At 43.3% G+C, this 23,855-nt stretch carries 18 protein-coding genes; 12 read left to right on the forward strand and 6 right to left on the reverse strand.

Annotation, left to right across the window (positions count from 1 at the left end; all coding sequences use genetic code 11):
• Window positions 1–7: 7 nt before the first annotated feature.
• From AAC033_RS03520 to AAC033_RS03540, 5 genes are all read left to right on the forward strand, one after another.
• Window positions 8–1,492: a SusD/RagB family nutrient-binding outer membrane lipoprotein gene (locus AAC033_RS03520; RefSeq protein ID WP_339735449.1), complete on the forward strand. Its 1,485-nt coding sequence runs from the start codon at window positions 8–10 to the stop codon at window positions 1,490–1,492.
• Between the two features lie 25 nt (window positions 1,493–1,517).
• Window positions 1,518–2,228: a BT_2262 family domain-containing protein gene (locus AAC033_RS03525; RefSeq protein ID WP_339735451.1), complete on the forward strand. Its 711-nt coding sequence runs from the start codon at window positions 1,518–1,520 to the stop codon at window positions 2,226–2,228.
• Window positions 2,229–2,246: 18 nt separating this feature from the next.
• Window positions 2,247–2,771: a lipid-binding protein gene (locus AAC033_RS03530; RefSeq protein ID WP_339735453.1), complete on the forward strand. Its 525-nt coding sequence runs from the start codon at window positions 2,247–2,249 to the stop codon at window positions 2,769–2,771.
• 560 nt (window positions 2,772–3,331) lie between these two features.
• Entirely contained in the window at window positions 3,332–6,442 is a 3,111-nt protein-coding gene (locus AAC033_RS03535; RefSeq protein ID WP_339735455.1) for a SusC/RagA family TonB-linked outer membrane protein, read from the forward strand.
• 11 nt (window positions 6,443–6,453) lie between these two features.
• Window positions 6,454–7,905 (forward strand): SusD/RagB family nutrient-binding outer membrane lipoprotein, encoded by a 1,452-nt coding sequence (locus AAC033_RS03540; protein ID WP_339735457.1) that lies wholly within the window; start codon window positions 6,454–6,456, stop codon window positions 7,903–7,905.
• A 441-nt stretch (window positions 7,906–8,346) separates the two neighbouring features.
• On the opposite strand, the gene AAC033_RS03545 is transcribed toward AAC033_RS03540, so the two are convergent.
• Window positions 8,347–9,357: an aspartate-semialdehyde dehydrogenase gene (locus AAC033_RS03545; RefSeq protein WP_339735459.1), complete on the reverse strand. Its 1,011-nt coding sequence runs from the start codon at window positions 9,355–9,357 to the stop codon at window positions 8,347–8,349.
• Between the two features lie 129 nt (window positions 9,358–9,486).
• On the opposite strand from AAC033_RS03545, the gene AAC033_RS03550 reads away from it, so the two are divergent.
• Genes AAC033_RS03550 through AAC033_RS03565 form a run of 4 tightly spaced genes read left to right on the forward strand, consistent with a single transcriptional unit; the run spans window position 9,487 to window position 14,908 of the window.
• Window positions 9,487–9,990 carry a hypothetical protein gene (locus AAC033_RS03550; RefSeq protein ID WP_339735461.1) on the forward strand — a complete coding sequence of 168 codons (504 nt, stop codon included), beginning with the start codon at window positions 9,487–9,489 and terminating at the stop codon, window positions 9,988–9,990.
• Window positions 9,991–10,021: 31 nt separating this feature from the next.
• On the forward strand, window positions 10,022–11,494 hold the full coding sequence (locus AAC033_RS03555) for a DUF5687 family protein (RefSeq protein ID WP_339735463.1): 1,473 nt from the start codon (window positions 10,022–10,024) through the stop codon (window positions 11,492–11,494).
• Window positions 11,495–11,496: 2 nt separating this feature from the next.
• Window positions 11,497–12,222 (forward strand): ABC transporter ATP-binding protein, encoded by a 726-nt coding sequence (locus AAC033_RS03560; RefSeq protein ID WP_339735465.1) that lies wholly within the window; start codon window positions 11,497–11,499, stop codon window positions 12,220–12,222.
• A 40-nt stretch (window positions 12,223–12,262) separates the two neighbouring features.
• On the forward strand, window positions 12,263–14,908 hold the full coding sequence (locus tag AAC033_RS03565) for a glycoside hydrolase family 2 TIM barrel-domain containing protein (RefSeq protein WP_339735467.1): 2,646 nt from the start codon (window positions 12,263–12,265) through the stop codon (window positions 14,906–14,908).
• Between the two features lie 149 nt (window positions 14,909–15,057).
• On the opposite strand, the gene AAC033_RS03570 is transcribed toward AAC033_RS03565, so the two are convergent.
• Window positions 15,058–15,762, reverse strand: coding sequence for a hypothetical protein (locus tag AAC033_RS03570; RefSeq protein ID WP_339735469.1), 705 nt, complete (start codon window positions 15,760–15,762; stop codon window positions 15,058–15,060).
• Window positions 15,763–15,812: 50 nt separating this feature from the next.
• Between AAC033_RS03570 and AAC033_RS03575 the strand changes: the two genes are divergently transcribed.
• Together AAC033_RS03575 and AAC033_RS03580 are read left to right on the forward strand one after the other, a co-directional pair.
• Entirely contained in the window at window positions 15,813–16,526 is a 714-nt protein-coding gene (locus AAC033_RS03575) for a SprT family zinc-dependent metalloprotease (RefSeq protein WP_339735471.1), read from the forward strand.
• Window positions 16,527–16,565: 39 nt separating this feature from the next.
• Window positions 16,566–17,903, forward strand: a complete 1,338-nt coding sequence (locus AAC033_RS03580) for a deoxyguanosinetriphosphate triphosphohydrolase (protein ID WP_339735473.1) — start codon at window positions 16,566–16,568, stop codon at window positions 17,901–17,903.
• A 31-nt stretch (window positions 17,904–17,934) separates the two neighbouring features.
• Here AAC033_RS03580 and AAC033_RS03585 read toward each other — a convergent pair whose 3' ends face one another.
• Window positions 17,935–18,591 (reverse strand): hypothetical protein, encoded by a 657-nt coding sequence (locus AAC033_RS03585; RefSeq protein ID WP_339735475.1) that lies wholly within the window; start codon window positions 18,589–18,591, stop codon window positions 17,935–17,937.
• A gap of 233 nt (window positions 18,592–18,824) precedes the next feature.
• Here AAC033_RS03585 and AAC033_RS03590 point away from each other — a divergent pair, with 233 nt between their 5' ends.
• Window positions 18,825–19,979 (forward strand): carboxypeptidase-like regulatory domain-containing protein, encoded by a 1,155-nt coding sequence (locus AAC033_RS03590; RefSeq protein ID WP_339735477.1) that lies wholly within the window; start codon window positions 18,825–18,827, stop codon window positions 19,977–19,979.
• Between the two features lie 232 nt (window positions 19,980–20,211).
• Here AAC033_RS03590 and AAC033_RS03595 read toward each other — a convergent pair whose 3' ends face one another.
• The 3 genes from AAC033_RS03595 to AAC033_RS03605 all read right to left on the reverse strand — a co-directional run bounded on the left by AAC033_RS03595 (window position 20,212) and on the right by AAC033_RS03605 (window position 23,787).
• Window positions 20,212–21,495, reverse strand: a complete 1,284-nt coding sequence (locus AAC033_RS03595) for an efflux RND transporter periplasmic adaptor subunit (RefSeq protein ID WP_339735479.1) — start codon at window positions 21,493–21,495, stop codon at window positions 20,212–20,214.
• A gap of 157 nt (window positions 21,496–21,652) precedes the next feature.
• Window positions 21,653–22,900 (reverse strand): aspartate kinase, encoded by a 1,248-nt coding sequence (locus AAC033_RS03600; RefSeq protein WP_339735481.1) that lies wholly within the window; start codon window positions 22,898–22,900, stop codon window positions 21,653–21,655.
• Between the two features lie 182 nt (window positions 22,901–23,082).
• Window positions 23,083–23,787 (reverse strand): queuosine precursor transporter, encoded by a 705-nt coding sequence (locus tag AAC033_RS03605; protein ID WP_339735483.1) that lies wholly within the window; start codon window positions 23,785–23,787, stop codon window positions 23,083–23,085.
• Between the last annotated feature and the right edge of the window lie 68 nt (window positions 23,788–23,855).

Raw genomic sequence — 23,855 nt, forward strand, 5'->3', positions numbered from 1 at the left:
AAAATATATGAAAAAGATAATATTTTTATTCGTAATACTTATACTGGGTATGACCTCTTGTGAAGACTACCTGGATATAAATCAAGATCCAAACTCCCCTTCGGAAAATAACGTGACCGCAGGTATGATTTTCCCGGGAGCGGAAATGAACGTAGCTGCAAGTTACGGGAACTTTCTACGTATTGTTGGTGGGTACTATTCTCAACATTACTCGCAGAATTTTGGCACCAGTAACTATGTCGATTATTCACGGTTTATCATGTCTGCTACCCGTTCGAGTAGCACGTATACGCAACTGTATCAACGTGCACTTAAAAACCTTGAAACAATTCGCGAACAATCGACCGAATCTGAAGAATGGGGAACATTTTTAGCGGCTACAACATTGAGAGTCTTTACTTATCAAGTCTTAGTGGATGCTTATGGAGAGGTTCCCTACACTGAAGCGCTCGACCCAACGAATCTGTCACCTGCCTATGATGATGGCTTGACTATTTATCAAGGTATTTTAGGAGAGCTGGATGACGCACTATCTAAAGCAACAGCTTCAAGTGTTGTTGGAACAAACTTCTTGTTTGGAACATCGACTGCCGAAGAATGGATACAATTTGCAAATGCCCTGAAATTAAGGATTTTAATGAGAATAAGCAATGTCCAGAATGTACAGTCTGAAATCGCAGCACTAATTCAAGAAGACAACTTCCCAACGGAAGATATTTCCTGGGATGATATTTGGACAGATGAAACTGGTAAAGCCAGCCCCTATTATCAAGAAGAGTATGCGACATATTTTGGATCTAATCAGGTGAATGTGACAGCGAATATCGCGTACATGCAAACCATGCTTGACAGCAATGATCCTCGCGTACCTGCGTTCTTTGAAACTAATGAAAGTGGAGACTATAAAGGAGGTGTTTCCGGTACTAACTTTAGTACTTCCGCCCAATATAAATCTCCGTATTTCTGTCGGCCTGTATTTGCGTATGACATGCCTGTCAATCTCATTACAGTAACTGAGACTGAATTTTTCCTGGCAGAGTATTATGCTCGCTATGGGTCAGCCACTGATGCAGAAGCACACTATAAAGCTGCTATTGAAGCATCATTCAGTGCTGCGGGGGTTAGTGGTGCTGAAGACATTTACACCAGCTACTATCCGTATGACAATGATAATTATGCCGAAGTAATTGGTATCCAAAAATGGATCGCTTTAGGTGGTACCAATAACTTCGAAGCTTGGTGTGAAATGCGTCGTTTAGGATATCCTGAATTTGGCGATGTAACTGGAGCTGATATTTACGATCGAGCAAATGATGTATTCTCTCCCGAATTGTATGTTGCAGGTACACTATACACACCCATTGATTATAATACGGAATTGGGAGCTGACAAGATTTTGCAACGCTTCCCCTATGCTGAAAGTTCGACAAGCCGTAACAGTAATGCTCCTTCTAATAAAGGAGTTGCTACACCGGTATTCTGGGCTGAATAAAATAATAAATGTTTAAACTTAGAATATGATGAAAAATAAAATATTATATCTATTGGTCTTACTACTTGCAGTTGTAGGATTGTCAAGTTGTGAGGATGAAACCACCAAAGGCTTTACCGACATAACATTTTATCCTACTCTTGAAGTACTAGGTGAGCCTGAAATCTTAGTACCGATCGGTTCTACATATGAAGACCCCGGTGTAGCTGCAGAACTGAATGGTGAAGATGTTACCGATCAAGTTGAAGTAACCTCCAATGTTGACACAAGTACAGGTGGTGTTTATTCAGTTAGTTATGAAATTGTAAATGCAGAAGGATTTTCAGTAACAGGGTCCAGAACTGTTTATGTCTTTGATCCAACGCCTTCAATCATCTCAACAGGAATTCATACTACCGCCGAGGGAACAAATAGATTCTGGTTCTCAAGTGAGGCCGTAGTAAATTTTAGTGGTTATGACATTCTAATTCTTCAAGTTGAGCCCGGAGTGTTCTATATCTCTGACTTTATGGGTGGTTACTATGATCAACGCGTTGGATACGGCCCTGGCTATGCCATGAACGGTTACTTCGAACTAAATGATGATAATACAATCACTCCTATTTCTAGTATTGTTCCTAGCTGGGGCGATTCGATGGATGCGATGACTTCCAGTTCAGTTAACCCCTCAACTGGCCAAATCACCTATGTAATGGAATACGCTGGTTTAATGGAATTTACGATTATTATTAATTAACAAAAAGACGATACGAATATGAAGAATCTATTTTTATATACTGTTCTGCTTATTTCCGGACTGTTCTTTGTCACTTCATGTGAAAAAGAAGAAATAGGCGGTACCGCAACAGAATCAATGGCTGGTGAGTGGTATGTTACTGGCGTAGCGGTAGATGCAGATGGCAACATCGTCTATAGCGATGACGATCTCTTCGGACTTGGCCATTTTCACCTAGACACCTATAATACATCCGCGAATAACACAACAGAAATGTGGATTGACGATAATGAGAATTTCTGGGACTTTAAGGCAAAAATAAGTGTCGATCTCAATACTATGACATTTCAAGCCAGCGATGCTCAAAACGAATACTATGACATGCAAGTGACGGTATCAGATGGAAAAATTATGCTCGGTGCAGCAACCACTCCAAGTGGAATGCCTGCCGACAGTATTGTTTTTCTTGTGAATTTTAGCGACGACACTTATCCAGAAGACTTCGGATTTGATTCATATCGAATTGCTGGATTCCGTTATACCGGACTTACGGGCGATGAATAAGAGGAACGTAATATTATGCCAGAATTATCATACAATTTTTGATAGGGTATTTAGGGCATATTAAATCCATTGAACCGGAGTCAGGCACTTCTTTCTCCTTCAATTTCAAAGAAAAGTTCTCAGTAACTGCCGCTCCGGTTCTTTTTACACAACAAAAAAAAGGGAAGCTCAAATTTGAGCCTCCCTTTTTTTGTGCACTATTTCTCAGCTTATATCACTGAGACGTTCAGAATAACAATCATCGACCCGTTCCTCAACCGCCCTGCAAGCAATAGAAACAACTGATTTAAGTGAACTATTTCTTAATTGATCAAATTATCGTTTTTTTAATTCAACCAAATTCTTATTTTTGCTTCGGTTAATACTTTTTAACACTTGGGTTAAGTGTTCAAATTGAAATTGAAGGGTCAATTGAAAACATCAGCTTAAGGCGCTTTTTGGTTGGGGGACCATAAAGGGCTACATCAACAAGGGGAAGAAATATTCACTGTCCTTATTATTATTATTATTATGTATACACGCAAAAAAGATTAATGCTGTTAAATTTTAAAATTAGTTCTATGAAACAAATCGCATTGTTACTTGCAATTTTTGCAATTGGTTTGCAGTCGGTTTTCGCGCAAACCAGGGAAATTACAGGTACAGTAACATCCGCGGAAGATGGTCAATCCATCCCTGGAGTTTCTGTATCAGTTAAAGGGACCACGCTGGGAACCATTACGGACCTGGATGGCAGATACGTGATCAATGTCCCTCAGGACGCATCGACTTTGGTATTTTCTTTCGTTGGGATGCAGAGCCAGGAGGTTGCTCTTACCGGAAACACGGCCAATGTAGTGATGGAAGCTGATGTGGTTGGAATCAACGAGGTTGTCGTAACCGCAATGGGAATCAGCCGACAAGAAAAATCTTTAGGATATGCTGTCACTAAAGTCAAAGGAGAAGATCTGGTTAGAGCAAAAGATGCTAACATTATTAATAGTCTTACAGGGAAAGTTTCCGGAGTAAGAATTAGTCAGCAATCAGGGAGTGTTGGATCATCCAGTCAAATATTAATTAGGGGAAATACCTCGTTAGGGGGAGACAATCAACCTCTTTTCGTAGTTGATGGAATGCCTATAAACAATGACTACGTAGACAATGGTATTACCGCAGCCGTAGACTATGGAAATGCTGCGGCTGATATTAACTCCTTGGACGTTGAGTCAATTAACGTCCTGAAAGGTGCGGCAGCTACTGCCCTATATGGGGCCAGGGCAAAGAATGGTGCAATTATTATCCAGACGAAAAAAGGATCAGAAGGCAAAATCAGTGTCAGTTACAATTCTAGTATGCGTATCGACAAAGTCGCCAAGCTTCCAGAATATCAAAACGAATATGCACAAGGATTAGACGGGGAATACCTTTTAAAGGAATTTAATGGATGGGGACCCAAAATAAGTGATGTAAGTGACCAAAAATTTGAAGATTTTTTGGGCGATGAAGTTACACTAAAAGCATACCCAAATAACGTAGAGGACTTTTTCGACACTGGACTTACGCAAATTCATAACTTTGAATTAAGTGGAGGAGATGCCAACAGTGATTTCCGCATTAGTTACACCAACACAAACCAAACCGGGATTATTCCTCAAAGTGAATACAAAAAGAATGATTTTTCTTTCAATGTTGGGCGAGAACTTGATGACTGGATCGAAGTTAGGACTTCTGGAAACTACAGCAGAAGCACTAGAGACGGATTAACTGCTCAAGGATCAAACGATCCAAATGTCATCGTTGGAGATATATTGGGGATGCCAAGAACAACTGACATTAAGAAGTTGAGAAACAACACCTACAATGAGTTCGGGAACCAAAACTCATGGGATGGGGACGGAAGGACAAATAACCCCTATTTTATTCTTGATAATAATAAAATCACAAGTGATAATGAAAGATTCTATGGGACGGGAGTGCTAACCGTGACACCAACCCCATGGCTTACGATCAAAAATCAGACAGGCCTAGACTTTAATGTCGAAGAAAGGAAAACAGTCTGGGCAATGGGTACCATTGGAGAAGAAAAAGGGGCCTGGAATACGCATGTACGCCGCAACCGTGTAATTAATAGTGACTTAATTGCAACAATCAACACAACTATTACAAGCGATCTGAAACTTTCGGTATTAGCGGGTTATAACATCTATCAGAAGGAATTCGACCGCAAAAGTAATTTGGCTCAAGAGTTGACTGCGCCTGATTTGTACACTTGGTCAAACGCTAAGATAAATTCACCTACAAATTTCTACTCCATGAAGAGAATTCATGGCGTTTTTGGAGAAATTAGCACAGAATACAAAGACATGTTATTCCTATCTATTACTGGTAGAAACGACTGGTCTAGTACTCTTCCAAAAGAGCACAACAGCTATTTTTTTCCCTCTGTCAGCTTAGGATACATTTTCACCAGTAGCTTTGACGCTCCGGCGTGGTGGAACTTTGGAAAAGTAAGATTGAACTGGGCAAACGTAGGTAGTGATGAAGAACCATATCAGCTTGACTTCGAATACCTATCGCAAAGCACCTATTATTCTCAATACAGCTTAAGCGGTACTTTCCCTCATATGGGTGTAAGTGCGTTCTCGATACCAAGAACACTTCCAAACTCTCTGCTAAAACCTCAAAATCAAGTTAGTTACGAGATTGGCCTGGACCTTCGATTCCTAAACAACAGAATTAGCTTGGATGCAACAGCATATAAAATTGATACGAAGGATCAAATTATCGGAATTGATGTGCCTCTTTCTACAGGTTATTTTGCGAAAAAGATCAACGCAGGACTTGTCCGGAACAAAGGCATCGAAATTACTCTAAATGTGGTCCCCGTTAAAACGAGACGAATTGAATGGAATTCAAGTTTCAATTTTAGTTCGAATGTTAATACCGTTGAAGAACTCTTTGGAGACTTGAAGAGCTATGACCTAACGAGTGGTTGGTCAGGCCTACAAATAAAAGCAGAACCGGGAGAACCTATGAGCTTATTTGGGACTGCATGGAAACGCAATGATGCTGGTGAAATAATTATTAACTCCAGCACCGGTCTCAGAGAAATCACACCAGGTCAAAATCTTGGTAAAATTGATCCTGACTTTATGCTCGGATTTAATAATCTTGTTAGGATTAAAGATTTTATACTTTCTGCTACTATTGATTGGCGTCAGGGAGGAGTCATCTATTCAGGAACTGCTGCAACACTCCGCTCGTCAGGCATTGCTAAAGAAACCTTGGAAAATAGAGGAGAAACGTTTATTGACAAAGGTGTCAATGAAATTGTTTCAGGAGAAACCACTACTTATACCGAAAATACAACTCCTGTCAAGAATATGCAGGAGTATTGGCAACATACAAGTGCTGTGAGTAATACAGAAGGTAACGTTTATGATGCCAGCTATATGAAACTGAGAGAAATAAGTCTTACTTATACTTTGCCCGACAAATATCTGCCGAGTGATTATATTAAAGGGCTGACTATTGGCATTGAAGGAAGAAACCTTTGGAACATTGTTGATAACGTCCCCCACGTTGACCCAGAATTGAATTTCTTCGGACCAGGCGAAATCAGTGGAGGTGTTGAATTCAATAGCGTGCCAATGTCAAGAAGCTTCGGAGTAAATATTAAATTGAACTTCTAATTTCTAAGAAAATGAAAAAGCAAAAAATATTAATAATTTTTCTCTTGGCAATTTTCGTTTTGCCAAGTTGCGAGGACTGGTTGGATGTAAACCAGAATCCAAACGCAGTTTCGACAGTAGAGCCTGAATATTTATTTGGTTATGCAATTACAAGTTGGAGTGCAAACAGAACTGGAGGTGACAATTATTGGCCTATCGGGTTTATGAGTCAGCTGATAGCAACTGGAGGAAACTATGGATGGGGCTACGGCGAAGATCGTTATGATATTAGCCCTTACTCTACAGGTAATACCTGGAAAGTTTACTATGCAACTGCCGGAGCAAACTTCAAGAAGGCAATTGATATTGCGGAAGAACAGAATAAACCTAATGTTGCCGCTCAATGTAAAATTGCATTTGCCTGCATGTTTTACGAGTGTACCATGATATGGGGAGATGTGCCCTACAGCGAAGCATGGACAGATGAAAGTTATCCAGCTTTTGATTCACAAAAGGATGTACTTGAAGGCCTGGCTGCACTGTTAGATGAGGGAATTCAACAAATTGACAAAAATTCTCCTCAAAAAGTTATCACAGAGGACTTATACTATAATGGAGACTTGGATCAATGGATTAAGTTAGCAAATAGCATGAAACTAAAAATTGCGATGACCATGCTCGACTCAGATCCTTCAAAAGCAGATTTGGCAAATGATTTAGCATCTGCAGATTTGATCCTGACCGCAGCAGACAATCTAAAATTCCCTTTTGCAGATGCAGGAGGTAATGAAAACCCGATGTATAAGATATTTAAAAAATATTCAGGCGGGCAAAACGTATGGATGATGGCTAATAGCGTTATGCTTGATAGCATCATGAAACCGTTGGATGATCCAAGAATTGAAAAATACTTTGCCCCAGGTGATGAAGCAGAAGGTGAATACCATGGAGTCTACACCGCGACAGATGCTGATGCCACTACGGCATTAATGAGAGTGGGTACTGGAACTTCTATAGCGGCAGACTCACCCGATTTAATTATTAGTAGTTCAGAAATGAACTATTTCTTAGCGGAAATTTACTTGAGAGGTATCGGAACATCCCCTGATCTATTAAAAGCTGATCAGTTTTTCAAAACAGGACTTCGCCACTCACTGGAGTATTATAATGTCGCATCATCTGACATTGAAACTTTCCTCAGCAAGCCCGAATTGGATTTAACAACCTCCTCAGATCCATTGACAACGCTCCAGGAACAACAATGGATAGACCTATACAATAGAGCGCTTGAGTCATGGGTACAACAGAGACGTAGCGGAGTTGAAGGAAGTGAAGTGCCAGCCCTTAAAACGCCGAACGGAGCACCAGTGCCAGAAGGTGAAATTGCAAGAAGATGGCCCTATCCTGATGATGAACTAACTGGAAATATCAATGCTCCAAATGAAGTCCCACACTTATGGGATAATCTTTGGTTTGATAAGTAGAATCGAAATGCCAGAGTAGTATCTTTTCAGTTTCAAAGAAAAGTTCTCAGTTACTGCCGCTCCGGTTCTTTTAGATGAACTAATAAAAAAGGAAGTTCAATATGAGCTTCCTTTTTTTGTGCCTTTCCCCCTGCTTTTTAACCCTTTTCAGCTCGTTTAGATCCTCTTTCCATGGGTCCTCCGTAAGCCTATCGGTTCTAACCCAGTTCATGCCCATATTTTCTATGTATCTTCTATGTTTATATACCCATCATATACACGGAATATTCGTCGAAGATAAGGAGAGAAAACAGGGAGCCTGTCTGCCGGAGTAACCGAATCTAAAAGCGCATTTGAAGAGCAGTAACGAAAAATAAGGTCTAATCTAAATGTCACAACGCAAATAAATAAAAAACCCCGGCTGAGTTTCAGCCGGGGTTTTTTATTGATATTGTGAACCGTTTATTTGACTTCGCCGTTGGCAATTAACCATTCGGCAATTTGAACGGCATTAAGCGCGGCACCTTTTTTAATTTGGTCGCCCACACACCAAAAGGTAATTCCTTTGGGGTTTGTCAGGTCTTTACGCAAACGGCCAACATACACATCGTCTTTGCCCGCGACAAAAAGCGGCATCGGGTATTCTTTGGCTTCTGGCTTATCAACCACGGTGAGGCCTTCGAAATGATCAAACGCCTCGCGTACTTGCTGCAGGCTCAGTTCATCTTCGGTTTCAACCCAAATGGCTTCGGAATGCGAACGTGCCACCGGCACACGCACACAAGTGGCGCTCACTTCAGCATCGGTGTGCATAATTTTTTTGGTTTCCCAATTCATTTTCATCTCCTCCTTGGTATATCCGTTTTCAAGGAAAACATCGATATGAGGAATGATATTCATCGATAACTGATACTGAAATTTCTCGATGGTCGGTTCTTCGCCATTGGCAATCTGCCGGGTTTGTTCTTCCAGCTCGGCAATTCCCTGTGCTCCTGCACCACTGGCTGCCTGGTAAGTCGCCACCTGAATTTTGGTAATCTTCGACAGGTTTTCAATTGGTTTCAAGGCAACCACCATTTGAATGGTCGAACAATTTGGATTGGCAATAATATTGCGCGGACGGTTTTTTGAATCTTCCGGATTCACTTCGGGCACCACCAAAGGCACATCGTCATCGTAGCGGAATGCACTGGAATTATCAATCATGACCGCACCATATTTTGTAATGGTTGATGCAAACTCCTTGGAAATGGAAGCGCCAGCCGATGTCAAGGCAATATCAATATCCTTGAAGTCATCGTTGTGTTTCAATTCCTTCACAGTCAGTTTTTTTCCTTTAAAATCATACACTTTACCGGCACTGCGGGCCGATCCAAACAAAACTAACTCATCGAGTGGGAAATTACGCTCGGCCAGAACTTCCAAGAATTCCTGTCCTACAGCACCACTTGCACCAACAACTGCAACTTTCATAATTAAACAAATTTTGTTAATTTCAATTCATTATTTACGTTTTTCCGAACGTCGTATAAAGTCCGCAAAATTAGTAGTTTGCTTTTAAATTTTCACACAATGTGGCGTATAAATAGTGTTTTTATTTTTATGCTTTCAATATTATTAACAAATGAAAGCTACGGCACGGTCATTTGGGAGGAAAATTTCGACACGCCCAACCTGGGTGTTTGGGGTGACGACGATGGCGAAAGCCTGCATATTAATCTGAATCAAGGAGAAAACTGGAGCATCAATTTTGATGACTGCAGTCTGACGGACGGATATGACTACTACGTAAAAACCGTTTCCACTTCGGCTGGCAGGTTTGAGGCGCTAGACTGCGACGGCGGGGCCATTTGGGATTCGCCGTGGATCAACATCAGCAACTACACGGAGGTTAATTGTGAGTTGGAAAACAAAGAGCCTGCCGGAAATGAGGGCGAATGGATTTGGACAGACCAACAAAGCGATGGTACAAAATGCCAGCTGGATATCTACTCGTCAGGCTCGAACTCCACGACCAAAATGGCACGATCAAACAGTATAAAAAAGCATGCAGCCTCTCCTACCGTTTGGAATGATGCGGCCACCACGCTCAGTACAACCCCATAAACATCAACCAATAATTAAAACCCAATTTTTAATGAACTACAGCCTTAATTCGTTTGCATGGAAGGAAGTCACCCGGTCGTCGGCTTTTGGGAAAAGCGTGGCGACCACCATCATGCTCGGCTTTTTAGCCCTCTATTTTGCCATCAATTTTTTGGCCCTCGGTCTGATGATTCCCAAAATGATTGCTGAAAGATTTCCGGACGCCAATCCGGTGCAAATCTTCAACAGTTACCTGCTGGTCTATTTTGGCTTCGATTTGCTGTTTCGACAAGTTTTGCAAAGCTTGCCGACCGTCAGCCTCAAGCCCTTACTGATTCTGAACATCAAGCGAAGCCGGATTGCCCGCTACTTGTTGCTTCGTTCGCTGCTTCATTTTTTCAATTTCCTCCCCTACTTTCTACTCATCCCAATAACCTTTTCGCTGGTTGCAGCAAACCACACATCAGCCGCCACCTTCGCCTGGTTTGCGGGGATTGTCCTGATGATTTTCACCAACCATTTTCTAACCATTTGGTTGAAGTGGTGGATTAACAACAGCGGCTATGGTTTTTACATTTTCATGCTCGCTTTTTCGGCACTCTATGCCATCAACTTCTTCAAAATTGTTAACCTGACTGGCCTGTTTGGAAGCTACTTTGACCTGATATTGGCTAGCCCGGCTTGGGTGGTGGCTGCTGTTATCCCAATGGCTGCTGTCATTATTCTAAACTACAAGTTTTTACGCAGCAGGCTTTACCTCAACTTGGTTGAAAAGAAACAAAAAGACAACACCGTACGTGACTTTTCGTGGATGAGCCGGCTGGGCGAATATGGCAAATTCATCTCACTCGAAGTCCGCATGATCTGGCGAAACAAACGTCCGCGAACGTCCTTTCTGATGACGATCCTTTTCCTCTTTTATGGCTTGCTGATTTACAAAGACAGCGGCAATGGAATTCCCGATTTCATGTTTATTCTGGGAGGTTTACTCATGATCTCGATGTTTTCGATTTCTCTTGGACAATTTTTCCCGGCATGGCACAGCAACTATTTCGCGATGCTGATGACCCAGAACTTCAAAATGAAGCAATTTTTGCAATCTTTTTACTACATGAATGTGGCCATCTCCTTTGTATATTATTTACTTACATTGCCCTACATGCTGATTGACACCCGGATTGGATATTACCATTCGGCTATGTTGCTCTACCACCTTGGGGTGAACATGAACCTGATTTTTTTATTCGGAAAAAACAGCAAGCGTGCACTTGATCTAAGCAGCTCGTCCATGTTCAATTACCAGGGAATGGGTGCTGCCCAATGGCTGATCACCTTTCCGCTGCTGCTGGGGCCCATGCTGGTTTACCTACTTTCGAAACTGGTGCTGGGAGCCAACGGCGCTTTATTGCTGCTGGGTGGACTCGGTATTGCAGGAATCTTGCTTCAACCACAACTGTTCAACTACTTTGGCAAAGCCTATCTTCAACAAAAACATCGTTTAATCAAAGACTATAAAAACTCCTGATCATGATTGAAATTAACAGCCTGATAAAAGCATACAACAAGGAAATTGTTCTGAATATTCCGGAATTAACGATTCGTCAAGGCGAAGTATTTGGATTGGTGGGTAACAACGGTGCGGGAAAAACCACGCTGTTCAACTTACTGCTCGACCTGATTATGCCCAGCAAAGGGTTTGTAATCAGCAACCAAATTAAGGTGCAGGAGTCAGAAGACTGGAAGGCGTTTACCGGCGCCTTCATTGACGAAAGCTTTACCATTGGCTACCTGACCGCCGATGAATATTTTGGTTTTATCGCCGAGCTTCGCGAAATGAATCAAGCCGACGTGGACCAGCATTTAAATCGCTACACCGAGTTTTTCAATGGCGAAATCCGTGGAAAGAAGAAATTCATCCGTGACCTTTCAAAAGGAAACCAGAAAAAAGTAGGCATCTCCGCCGCCATGATGGGCAATCCCGGAGTGGTGATTCTGGATGAACCGTTTGCCAACCTCGATCCCGGGTCACAATTCAAACTGCGTCAACTGATCAAGGACCAAACCGCAGATTTTGGAACAACATTTCTGATTTCGAGCCACAACCTGGATAACATCACCGATGTTTGCAGCCGCATTGTCATCTTGGAAAAAGGCCAAATTGTGAAAGATGTTCCGAAAACAGCCACAACACTAACCGAAATTGAAGCATTCTTTACCGGTGTAAAGGAGGCAGTAGGATTTAGTATCGATTAAGCTTAGCCTTATTTTATGTTCTGCTAAAAAACTAAAATCAATGAGCACAGTAAAAATTAAAATCGCAGGAATCGCAATCCTGCTGGGAATAGTTGCTTCGTCGTTTCGTGGTGAAGCCTCAGAACTGGAGCTTAGCACGAACTGGAAAATGGCCTCGATGGAGCAGGTGAATGCTTTGGGCGAAGAAATTTCCAACCCGAACTATCTTTTGAACGGATGGCAGGCTGCCATTATTCCGGGAACCGTACTAACCAACCTGCTGGAGCAAGGTGAAGTGCCCGACCCTTTTTATGGCATGAACAACGAAAAAATCAAAGACATTTACGAAACCGGGCGGGACCATTATACCTATTGGTTTGCGAATGATTTTTCAAAAAAATTAAAGGGCGACGAACAGGTCTGGTTGCATTTTCGTGGTGTCAACTATAGCTGCGATGTTTTCCTAAATGGCCGAAGGGTAAACGACGAGAGACACTACGGCATGTTTCTGCGCCAAACTTACAACATCACAAAATTGCTGGCTACCGATGGCAACAACCGGCTGGCAGTCATTGTATATCCTGTCGATCCGGTTGGTAACCCCAATGGCGGACAGGGGGGCGATGGCGAAATTGCCCGCAATGTTTCGCACCAATATGTGGCCGGCTGGGACTGGATTCAGCCTGTTCGTGACCGCAATACTGGGATATGGGATAAAGTAACCCTGGAAACCACCAAGCTTGTAAACCTTCAAAATCCACATATCGTTACGCATGTGCCCGGTATTCGTTTTCCAGGAAAAATGCAGGCTCCGGCTCACATCGAAACATCGGCCGAATTGGTTAACCCCACCTACAAAACTGTGAGCGGAAAACTAGTGGCTGAGCTCGATGGTATAAAAGTTGAACAAGCTGTATCGCTGCCGGCCAATTCAACTCAACTGGTAAAATTGCCCGAACTGCTTGTCGAAAATCCAAAACTTTGGTGGCCCAACGGTTATGGTGACCAAAATCGTTACAGCCTATCGATGAAATTCTTGATCAATGAGCAGTTGGCAGATGAGGAAACTCTCACGGTAGGTATCCGCGAAATTCAACGACAGTGGAACGAACGAACCCGTAGCATGCAAATCATGGTCAACGGCCAAAAAGTATTTATCAAAGGTGGCAACTGGATAATCTCCGATGCCATGCTTCGTTTCTCTCCGGAGCGTTACGATGCCGAAGTCCGCTACCACAGCGACATGAACCTAAACCTGATTCGGATATGGGGTGGCGCACTGGTCGAGCGACCAGCGTTTTACGAGGCCTGCGACAAACATGGGTTGTTGGTGATTCAGGACTTCTGGATGTCGGGCGATTGCAACGGACGCTGGATGGATCCGAAGAAGAAACACGACCAATGGACTCGCCGGCAATACCCCGACGATCATCAGTTGTTTATTCAGTCAGCTGCCGATGCCGTTAAGCTTATTCGCAATCACCCATCGCTGGCCATGTGGTGCGGGGGTAACGAAATAAAACCACCGGTTGATATTCTGGAAGTACTAAGAGATTCTGTATTGAAAGAACTCGACGGCACACGCTGGTTTATTGAGTATTCGAACTCCGACAGTATGTCGTATAACTTTTTGGGCGGAAATGGCGATGGCCCATACGGCATTCAGCCCGACTCCATCTTTTGGCAGCACCGCACCTGGCCATTCAACTCCGAAGTGGGCTCTGTTGGCGTGGGCGATGTGGAATCACTCCTTCGTTTTCTGCCTGAAGAGAACCAGGTTATTCCTACTGAAAAGCGTGGAACGGAGTCTGTTTCCGATCCGGTTTGGACTTACCACAAATACATTGGCTATGGCAATTCGATCGCAGCTTATGGCGAAGCAACGAACATGGAAGACTTTGCCCGGAAAGCCCAGCTCGTGAACTACAACCAGTATCGGGCACTGATAGAAGGATTCAGTGCACACATGTGGGACTGGTACACCGGAACAATCATCTGGAAAACTCAAAATCCTTGGACGGCGCTGCGCGGACAGATGTACGACTACTACCTCGATCCAAATGCCGGTTTGTTTGGACTGGGTGCAGGAAGCAAAAGCCTTCAGGCCATCTGTAACCCGGCAACGAAAATGATTTCGATTGTAAACAATGGGTTTGAATCAGAGAATGATTTGATGCTAATTGCCAAAGCATATGACATGGAAGGAAATGAGCGGCTCATCACCCAGGTTTTTGTCTATGTCGGCCCAACGACAACCAAAAAAATACTGTCGGTCGACCCGGCGCTTAAACGGATTGGTGAGCAGAAAGATGGTTCATTTCTCTTGTTGCAACTGCAAAATAATCAACAGGAAGTGGTAGCCGAGAATTTCTACTGGTTTCCGAATGCAGGAGGAAACTATAGCGGTCTGCAATCCATAGCTAAATCAAAGCTCGAGGTTTCGGCCAAAAGAAATGGGGACAATAAAGTCGTAGTTCATCTGAAAAATCCATCCGATGCTCCAGTCGCATTTTTCAATCGGCTGGCCATTGTCGATGCCAAAACCAACGAACGGATCTTACCGCTGTTTGCCAACGACAATTACGTTTCACTGGTACCAGGAAGCGAAAAAATCATCGAGTTGGAATGTCCACAGGCTGATTCAAGTAACTGGAAAGTTTCGATTGATGGGTGGAACTTCGACAAAAAGGACTTTCCAGTCCAGTAGGCAAGTCATTACCTCAATTCAAGCTGCATAAACAAACAACCTGCTGATGCAGCTCTTTTGATCCCGTACGAATGCAGCCCATTCGACATAGAAAAAGCGGAACGCCTAAGGTTGTTCCGCTTTTTCTATATCAGATCAGCTATAATCTGTTATTTCATCTTTTCGAGATACAGCTTTTTCAACTGCTGCAAATACTCCAGGCTTAATTTGTTACTGTAAATCCGGGCAAATTCGCGCAACCGCCCCTGGTGGTAGAAAGCGCCCACTGCAGCATCAAACTTACTCTCCTGCCAGTTGTATTTTACGCGGTTGCTCAAGGCATCGAAGGCCTCCCAACCACAATAAACCGGAAGTTCGATATAGGCATGAAACCGCTCTTTCCGATCCAGATAGATTCCTTCATCAATTTCTTCCAAAGTAAAAAACTTCACCACTTTGATACTGGCTTTTTCCTTCAGACTTTTTTTATTCTTGCTCAAAAAGTGAATTCCGTTATCCTCGTACGCTTTTTGCAGCGTACCAATCAGGTCATATCGGTTTAAGTGTCTTACCCGTAACACATAGTACGTTTTATCATAAATAGTCAAAAAACCCTTCCCGGCATCAAACTTTTCGTCGAACACTTTTTCCACTTCCTGTGTCGCACGAATAATGCTCTCCAATGGATAGTGTTCCTGCAGGGCAACGTACATGTAAATCGGCTTTGTGTCAAAAGGAGTTTCGTGATAATACCCCGGAAATGGCTCAAGCGACTCAAAAACGAGCGTCCCTGGCTCAATTTTATCATCAATCGTGAAAACGGTTTCACGTTTGTTAATCGTCCCAAATACCTCAATCGTGTTTTTTTGTTCCATAGTTCAAATTTTGAAGGATTGTTTATCTTCGTCAGCAATTATCGATTTTTATGAAAGCTGAAAAAATGATCGTTGTTGAACCTGTTGGACAGGTTGCTTTAGTTAGAAATGAACGCTCCCGTTATTTTCGGTTACGGGTAAAACCAAATGGACTTGCGCATGTTTCCATGCCTGCATTAGCGTCCGAATCGAAGGCCATCGACTTCGTAAAATCTAAATCGGCCTGGATACAACAACAACAACAAAAGATAAAAACAGGTTTAACCGTTTTTGGACAAGATAGCGCTTTTCGAACAAAGTTTCACCAATTGAAAGTAGTAAAAGTTGACCGCGCAAATGTTTCAAATTTCATTGGCAACGGTATCATTCAAATTAATATTCCGAGTCAATACGACCATCAACACCCATCCATTCAGCAATTTATACGCCGAACCCTAGTTGAGGTTATGCGGCAGGAAGCCAAAGTATATTTGCCTGTCCGCCTGCAGGAACTGGCTGACAAGCACCGGTTTGATTTTGAAAAAGTATTTGTAAAACATGTAAAAAGTCGCTGGGGAAGTTGTTCATCAACCAATAATATCAACCTGAACCTACACCTCATGCGCTTGCCAGAGCCTTTAATCGACTACGTAATCCTGCATGAGCTGGCACATACGAAAGAGAAGAATCATAGCAAAACTTTCTGGGATTTGTTGGACGTAGTTTGCCCCGGTTCGAAAAAACTGGACAGAGAATTAAAAAACTACCACGTGGATATATTTTGAACAGAAAAGCCGCTCAACTGCTTATTTAAATAAAAAGGTATGATGAACTGGACGGAATTGATTTCAAGTAAACGATTGGGAACCAAACCAGCCGTAAAGCAAACGGAACTCTATAACCGAACACAATTTCAGCGCGATTACGACCGGATGATTTTTTCGTCCCCTTTTCGGCGCATGCAAAACAAAACGCAGGTGTTTCCACTTCCCGGAAGCATCTTCGTACACAACAGGCTCACACACAGCCTCGAAGTAGCTAGCGTCGGACGGTCGCTCGGCAATATTCTCTCGGAAAAGCTGCAAGCTGCAGGCGAAAACAATCCGCTGATTACCGAACTGGGGTCCGTGGTTTCGGCAGCCTGCCTGGCGCATGACATGGGCAATCCACCCTTTGGACATGCTGGCGAAGAAGCGATTTCAAGTTATTTCAGAAACGGAAAAGGCCAAAACCTGCAACTGGTTTTGCAGCCTGAAGAATGGAATGATTTTGTGTATTTTGATGGTAATGCCAACGCTTTCCGATTACTCAGCCACCAGTTTAACGGACGACGCGCAGGCGGTTTTGCACTGACCTACACCACCTTGGCCAGCATTGTTAAATATCCGTTTGAATCCGTTGATATCAAGAAGTCGAAATTCGGATTCTTCCAATCCGAAAAATCCATCTACGTAGAAATTGCCAAAGAACTCAACATCAAACAACTGGCGGACAACCCGTTGAAATTTGTGCGGCACCCTTTGGTTTTTTTGGTTGAAGCTGCCGACGACATCTGCTACCAACTGATGGACCTGGAAGATGCACACAAACTCGGAATTTTAACCTACGAGCAAACGAAAACGCTCTTTCTGAACTTTTATGACCCGGCAACCGACACCGATTTGCTCGCCCGAATTGAGAATACGTTTCACGATGTGCTGGATCACAATGAGCGTATTGCCTATTTGCGGGCCGGAGTCATCAACAAGTTGGTTCACGAGTGTATGGAAGTGTTCGAACAAAATCAGGCAGCTATACTGGAGGGTACGTTCCAAAAATCGTTGATCAGCCAGGTTCAAGGCTCGTCAAAAATAGCCATGGATGAAATTGAGGCGCTTTCGATTGAAAAAATCTACAAACACCGCTCCGTCGTTGAAATTGAAATCTCGGGTCACCAAATCATCGGCACCCTGCTCGAATCCTTCACCGAAGCCATTCTTTCACCCGACGAGGGATATGCCAAACTGCTCATTTCGCTGATGCCCATCCAATACCGGGGCGACCACCAAACCACCTACGAAAAGGTGCAGTCGGTGATCGACTTTGTGTCGGGTATGACTGATTTATATGCCTTGGATTTGTTCCAAAAGATTAAGGGGATCAATTTGCCATCGTTAGGCTAAAGTTCGCCATCCCCCAGTTTTTCCCCACCCCTTATTTGGCAAGCTCACTTTTCAACAAGCTGACATTGTTTCTCAATTGCTCAATCGTTTCATCTTTGGCCTGAAGATCGACCTTGAGTTTTTGCACATCTGCTTTAACTGAAGCTAACTGTGCTGACAATTGCTCAATGTTTGCGTCTTTTTTATCTAGCTGCGACTCCAGAGTACTGTTTGCCTCACGTTGGCGGTTCAAGTCAAACCGAACCTCGGTAAGATCGCCATTCAGTTTTTTCACCTGCGACGAAAGACTTTGCTTATCGCTCTGCAACGAACCGATTTCCTCTTTGTAATTTTCCATCTGCTGGCTATACTGCCGCTTTTCGAATTCGAAGGCGTAAATCCGTTCTTCCAAGCTGGCATCTTTCTCCTGCACATTGGTCGAAAGGTCGTTAATCTGCCCATTCAATTCACTGATTAGCTGGTCCTTTTCAGCGTTACTCCCCATCAATTCCGTTTTGGTTTGCTCATAATCAGCAATCAGCTGCTCAATCCGGTCTGACTTGGCATTGGTTTCATCGGTCAAGTCGCGAACCCGTTGTTCAGCCCTCAATTTAGATGATTCCATGTCCAGGTATTTCTTTTTGGACACACAAGAGGAGAATAAAACTGCCACACAGGCAATCAATATGACTAGTCTGCTTGTTTTCATTTTAAATCTTTTTTCAATTGATGAGAAACCCAAAGCGATTTAATCCTAACTGTTTGTAAAATCAGGCGAATTAAACTTCAGATTTGTTTCATTTTAAACTATTTTTTCGTTGATTGGTCATTCAGGATAAATAACGCTGATCACATAAATATGTTATTCAATTTGTACTTTTAAATTTGTTCTGACGTTATAAGCTAAAAATAGGAAAAACTCTGAGCTAAAAAAAAGACATCATGAGAAATCTACTTATATCTTTCATTCTTCTCTTTAGTTTGCCTGCCGTGGCGCAACTTCAAGTTCTTAAAGGACGGGTGGTCGACTCGTCAACGCAGGCAGGGGTGGCCTACACCAACATTGGCGTAGAAGGTACGTTCTACGGAACAGCCAGCGATGCGCAAGGTTTCTTCGAACTCAAAATTCCGGAAGAATATAAAAACGATCAGCTTTTCTTTTCGGCTGTTGGCTACCAAAACCAAATGCTTCCTATTCCGGATCTGCTGAAAAAGGATTTTCTAAAAATTGCGTTGGCCGAACAAACCTATAACATCGAGGATGTGGACATTGCCGCTCATTCACGTGTTTTGTTCCGGATTATCAAAACAGCCGCTAAAAATATTCCGGCTAACTTTCATCAAGGGCCGCTGGGCGTAAAATTCTATTACGAAGAAGAGACCAAACCAAACAACGACTCCACGGAGCAGAAACGAGAAGCGGTTGTGGAATTGTATGACGAAACGGCCTACCGCTCACCTTCCATTACTGACGCATTTAACAAGCGAAATTATCAATTTAGCCAAGTGAAGAAGAACTTTGAATCCTACTCCATTCCGACTGGAAAAACCGGATTCGATGAGCTGCTTGAAATGGACATTGCCCGATTATCAAACGGCATTTTGAATGAAAAGCTACTGAATAACTTCGACCTGAAACTGGAAAACATCAGCCAATTTAACGGTGATTCTGTTTGGATTATTTCCTACAAAACCTCGAAGACCGACCTGGCACACACGGGCGACTACTACGCCACAAAGTACGACGGGCAAATTTACATCAGCCAAAATAATTACGAAATTTTACGGAATGAATGTGTCGTGGAAGCTAGTCGGAACAATCCTCATAACCGATCGCTGGCTACAACAAGCCAGGATCAAAACCAGGTAAGCTATCATTACACGGCCGTGTATCAACCACAAAACGGTAAATATTTCCTAAGCTATCTGGATTGCGACAAAACCTTTGTTGACGTCGACAACCAGCAAACGACCTACAGCCGTAAGGCCAGCGCACTAGGAATTACCACAAGCCCGGTAAAAATCAGCGGGAAAGATTATTTTGAAGACGAAACTTATGTGGAAAGCTTTTGGAAAAGCTTTGAGCGCCCCGAATAAGCGCTGATCGAAGCGAACGTGTGGCTCTTTTCAAAAGCATTTGCTAAAAACCGGGCCAATCGAAAAATAGTCGTTCGATGGTCGATTCGTAATCATTTTAAGTTGTGTCTAAACGATCAATGGCAATTAAATGACTACCAAACGACAATTATTGACCGCCCAAACAGGTGAGTTGGGGAACAAGTCATATTTATTCCCATAACAGCCAGTGAGTATACGTTTGCTCCGATTTTTATTCTTTGACTTCAAATAATTCCTTTTCATCCACCGCTTTCACCTGCAAGCTGTCCTTCAAGGTTCGGCTCACAATGTTGTAGGGCCCGGTAATCACTTCACTAGTGTCTTCAATACCTTGCAATATTTCAATGCTCATGTTATCCTGAATGCCGGTTTTCACCTGACGCTTGCGGGCAAGCCCGTCTTCAAGCACAAAAACCACCTCTTCCTTTTCAGCTTGTGTGGTTTCATCTCCAGCCCCACTGCTTTCGTCAACAAGCCGGGTAGTAACAGCCTGAATAGGGACAGCAATCACACCTTCGCGGGTTTCGGTCTGAATATCGACTGTGGCCGACATACCCGGACGAAAAGGGTAAATTTTCATGGCCGAACTATCAATCAAATCAAGGTAAGAATCCCGCAGCAACAGCACTTTAACGTCAAAATTGGTGACCTGGTCTGTTGAAGTGCCCACGGTATTGGCCGAATTGGCGATCTCAGTCACGACACCTTTAAACTTGCGCTTCAAATAAGCATCCACCTCAACCAATGCGGTATCACCTTTGGACACTTTAACAATGTCATTTTCGTTCACCTCAACCTTCACCTCCATTTTATCGAGGTTGGCCACCACCATCATTTCGGTGCCGGCATACATATTGGTTCCAACGACACGTTCGCCTTTCTCCACATTTAGCTGAGATACGACCCCGTTCATGGGCGCATAAATCTTCGTCTTCACCAACTGCTCCTCCGCTTCAGCAACCGACGCTTCGGCTGATTTAACGGCAAACTCTGCAGCCCGCACTTCGGCAGCAGCTACTTTGAACGCAGCCTGGGCGGTTTCAAAATCAGATTGGGGAACCGCTTGCTGATCAAACAAGGTTTTGGTTCGATTGAAGGCCAGCTCACGCTCAATCATTTGTGCCTGGGCTTGTGCCAGACGGGCCTTTGAAGAATTCAGTGCAGCCTCGGCCCGGTTCAGGGTCTGAATATAAATATCAGGTTTAATGACCACCAGCAATTGTCCTTGCCTTACTTCATCGCCTTCCTGGATATCCATTTCAATGATTTCACCCGAAACATCGGGGCTTATTTTCACCTCCGTTTCGGGCTGAACCTTTCCGTTAGCGGTAATCAACTCGGTGATGGTTTTACTTTCAATCGTCTGCGTGATTACTTTCACCTCAAAATCTTTCCCAAACCATCCTTTCTTTTTACCAACAACCAGTAAAATGATGATGATAACAAGAAACACGAGTAAATAGGGAAGCAACTTATTCTTTTTTGTTTTTGCCATGATGGAGTTGTTTGGTCAGTTCAACACGTCAATTTTTGGGTTGCCTAAATTTACACTAAAAAAACAACTTATGACAAACAAAAATTGCTGGTTTTCAATTTTATTGCATTCCTGCCCGCACACAAGCGGCAAGCCTGACACATTTAGGGACACCGACCTATTTTAGCACCAGCCGGGCAGTTCTTCGGCTTTTTTGTTCCAAAAAGACCTGCCGGTTATGTTTCATCTTGCCTAGTGCCTCATCATTGTAAAACCGGATAGTTGCCAAAATCAATCCGGTATTGTATAGCACATCAAACTCCTTTCGCAATTCAACAACCAGCGACTCCAAGCCAACTTCGGGTTCGTCAATACAGAGCGATAGATCAATCGCCGATTGTTGAATCAGGTTGACTTTAACGCGGCGTTTTTTAAACAAGCTGAATACTTCGGACAGTTGATCGATACCAATAAAAGAAAAGTCGGAAGGCGATAGGGTAATCAGCGCCTGGTTCTTTTTCAGAATGTAAACCGGCACTAAATCCAGTTGATGATCCACATCATGGATCATGGTTCCAGCCTGGTCAGGAAAATCGAACGGACGAACCAGCAGCGGAATCCGCTTGTTGCGCAGTGGCTTGATGGTTTTGGGATGAATGACTTTCGCGCCGGAATAAGCCAGCTCAATGGCTTCCTTGTATGACAGTTCTTCCAGCTTGACGGTATCGGGAAAATCAACCGGATCGGCATTGAGCACGCCCGGAACGTTTTTCCAGATGGTCACACTTTCGGCGTTCAGTAAATTACCCAAAATAGCAGCGGTAAAATCGGAACCTTCGCGCCCCAGCGTGGTGGTTTGGTTGGTCGTGGTTGACCCAATGAAACCCTGGGTTACATACAAGCCAGCATCCTGAAAGTTGAAATTGTTGTTGATCAACATTTCCGACCACTTATAATCGACGATAGCTTCGCGGTGGGTTTCATCTGTCCGCAAACTTTGGCGAATATCCATCCAGCGGTTTTTCAGGCCACGTTTGTTTAAAAACACCGAAATAATGGCCGTGGAAATTAACTCACCATAGCAAACTGTCTGATCATATTCGTAATCAAAATTCAACGATGGACTACCCGACAAGCGTTTTTTCAGTTCGGCAAACAACTGGTTCACCAACCCCAAGTCAGCGTCCTCCAGATTAAGATCGGCTATAATTCTGGCATGATAATCCTTAATCTTCTGGAAAATATCGTCGGTTCCCTTTCCTCGCTTGAAATAGCTTTTCACCAGCGTTTCCAGTTCGTTGGTGGTATTGCCCATGGCCGAGACAACGATCACTTTTTTATCGGGAAAGAGTTCAATAATCGATGCAACATTCTGAATAGCGCTTGCAGAGCTTACAGAAGCTCCGCCAAATTTAAATATCTTCATAGATTCAATTTTTCTTGAAAACTCATTGATGCCAAATTAAGCAGATTTAGCTGATCATAAAACCAACATTTATCAGGCTTCATTTTTATTTCAAGCTAAAAATAATGAAATGAATGACAACAAAGTAAAACTTTCGCCTGCTATTCGAAAAAACAAAGGAATCGTCCGGTGTTTGCAATGACCTACTGCATCAGAAAGTTTCCCTTCTTATGAATGATCCGCGCCCAGTACACGAAAGGCGTATCGGCGGCAGCAACAGCCCATTTCAAGAGATACGTGGTGATGAAGATCTCCCAAAGTACGCCTGTTTCAAAAACGCCCCAAAAAGCAATCAGGGTAAATACAACGCTGTCCAGCAACTGCGAAACCATGGTGCTCAAATTGTTACGCAGCCACAGCTGTCCCGGAGACGAAAAGCGCTTCTTCCAGAAATGAAAAGCCCAAATGTCGTGTCGCTGCGAAACCAGGTAGGCCGTCAGGCTGGCAATGGCGATTCGCGGCATCAACTCAAAAATGGTACTGAGCGATTCGTGCGTGGTGGCGGCAAACTCATCGCCTTGTAACGGAAGAAAGTAAAGTGCCAGGTTCATCAACAAAGTCATGGAGATCAAACTGAAAAAACCGATCCATACGGCTTTCTTCGCATCTTCCTTCCCGTAGTTTTCCGACAGGATATCGGTCACTAAAAAAGAAGTGGCGTACACAATGTTTCCCAAAGTAGCCACCAATCCGAACAGTTCAATGGTTTGAATAACCTGGATATTGGCCACAATGACTGAGATGGGGATCCACATAATCAATCCCCATTTCCCAAACAACTTATAGGCCGCAATGATTAACAGAAAATTAGCCAGCAGCATAGCCAGCCAGAGCATTTCGTTGTGCATTTTTTTAATTTTACATATCGCAGGGTGATGCCACCTGCAAGGTTCACAAAAATTTTCCACCGCAAATA

Source organism: uncultured Sunxiuqinia sp. (assembly GCF_963974515.1).
Lineage (GTDB): Bacteria > Bacteroidota > Bacteroidia > Bacteroidales > Prolixibacteraceae > Sunxiuqinia.

What these genes read in the sequence shown, in the direction of transcription:
- AAC033_RS03520 (WP_339735449.1), top strand. Translation starts at nt 8, where the DNA reads ATGAAAAAGATAATATTTTTATTCGTAATACTTATACTGGGTATGACC.
- AAC033_RS03555 (WP_339735463.1), top strand. Translation starts at nt 10,022, where the DNA reads ATGAACTACAGCCTTAATTCGTTTGCATGGAAGGAAGTCACCCGGTCG.
- AAC033_RS03525 (WP_339735451.1), top strand. Translation starts at nt 1,518, where the DNA reads ATGATGAAAAATAAAATATTATATCTATTGGTCTTACTACTTGCAGTT.
- AAC033_RS03540 (WP_339735457.1), top strand. Translation starts at nt 6,454, where the DNA reads ATGAAAAAGCAAAAAATATTAATAATTTTTCTCTTGGCAATTTTCGTT.
- AAC033_RS03600 (WP_339735481.1), bottom strand. Translation starts at nt 22,900, where the DNA reads ATGAAGATATTTAAATTTGGCGGAGCTTCTGTAAGCTCTGCAAGCGCT.
- AAC033_RS03545 (WP_339735459.1), bottom strand. Translation starts at nt 9,357, where the DNA reads ATGAAAGTTGCAGTTGTTGGTGCAAGTGGTGCTGTAGGACAGGAATTC.
- AAC033_RS03595 (WP_339735479.1), bottom strand. Translation starts at nt 21,495, where the DNA reads ATGGCAAAAACAAAAAAGAATAAGTTGCTTCCCTATTTACTCGTGTTT.
- AAC033_RS03535 (WP_339735455.1), top strand. Translation starts at nt 3,332, where the DNA reads ATGAAACAAATCGCATTGTTACTTGCAATTTTTGCAATTGGTTTGCAG.
- AAC033_RS03585 (WP_339735475.1), bottom strand. Translation starts at nt 18,591, where the DNA reads ATGAAAACAAGCAGACTAGTCATATTGATTGCCTGTGTGGCAGTTTTA.
- AAC033_RS03570 (WP_339735469.1), bottom strand. Translation starts at nt 15,762, where the DNA reads ATGGAACAAAAAAACACGATTGAGGTATTTGGGACGATTAACAAACGT.
- AAC033_RS03575 (WP_339735471.1), top strand. Translation starts at nt 15,813, where the DNA reads ATGAAAGCTGAAAAAATGATCGTTGTTGAACCTGTTGGACAGGTTGCT.
- AAC033_RS03590 (WP_339735477.1), top strand. Translation starts at nt 18,825, where the DNA reads ATGAGAAATCTACTTATATCTTTCATTCTTCTCTTTAGTTTGCCTGCC.
- AAC033_RS03565 (WP_339735467.1), top strand. Translation starts at nt 12,263, where the DNA reads ATGAGCACAGTAAAAATTAAAATCGCAGGAATCGCAATCCTGCTGGGA.
- AAC033_RS03530 (WP_339735453.1), top strand. Translation starts at nt 2,247, where the DNA reads ATGAAGAATCTATTTTTATATACTGTTCTGCTTATTTCCGGACTGTTC.
- AAC033_RS03605 (WP_339735483.1), bottom strand. Translation starts at nt 23,787, where the DNA reads ATGCACAACGAAATGCTCTGGCTGGCTATGCTGCTGGCTAATTTTCTG.
- AAC033_RS03580 (WP_339735473.1), top strand. Translation starts at nt 16,566, where the DNA reads ATGATGAACTGGACGGAATTGATTTCAAGTAAACGATTGGGAACCAAA.
- AAC033_RS03560 (WP_339735465.1), top strand. Translation starts at nt 11,497, where the DNA reads ATGATTGAAATTAACAGCCTGATAAAAGCATACAACAAGGAAATTGTT.
- AAC033_RS03550 (WP_339735461.1), top strand. Translation starts at nt 9,487, where the DNA reads ATGCTTTCAATATTATTAACAAATGAAAGCTACGGCACGGTCATTTGG.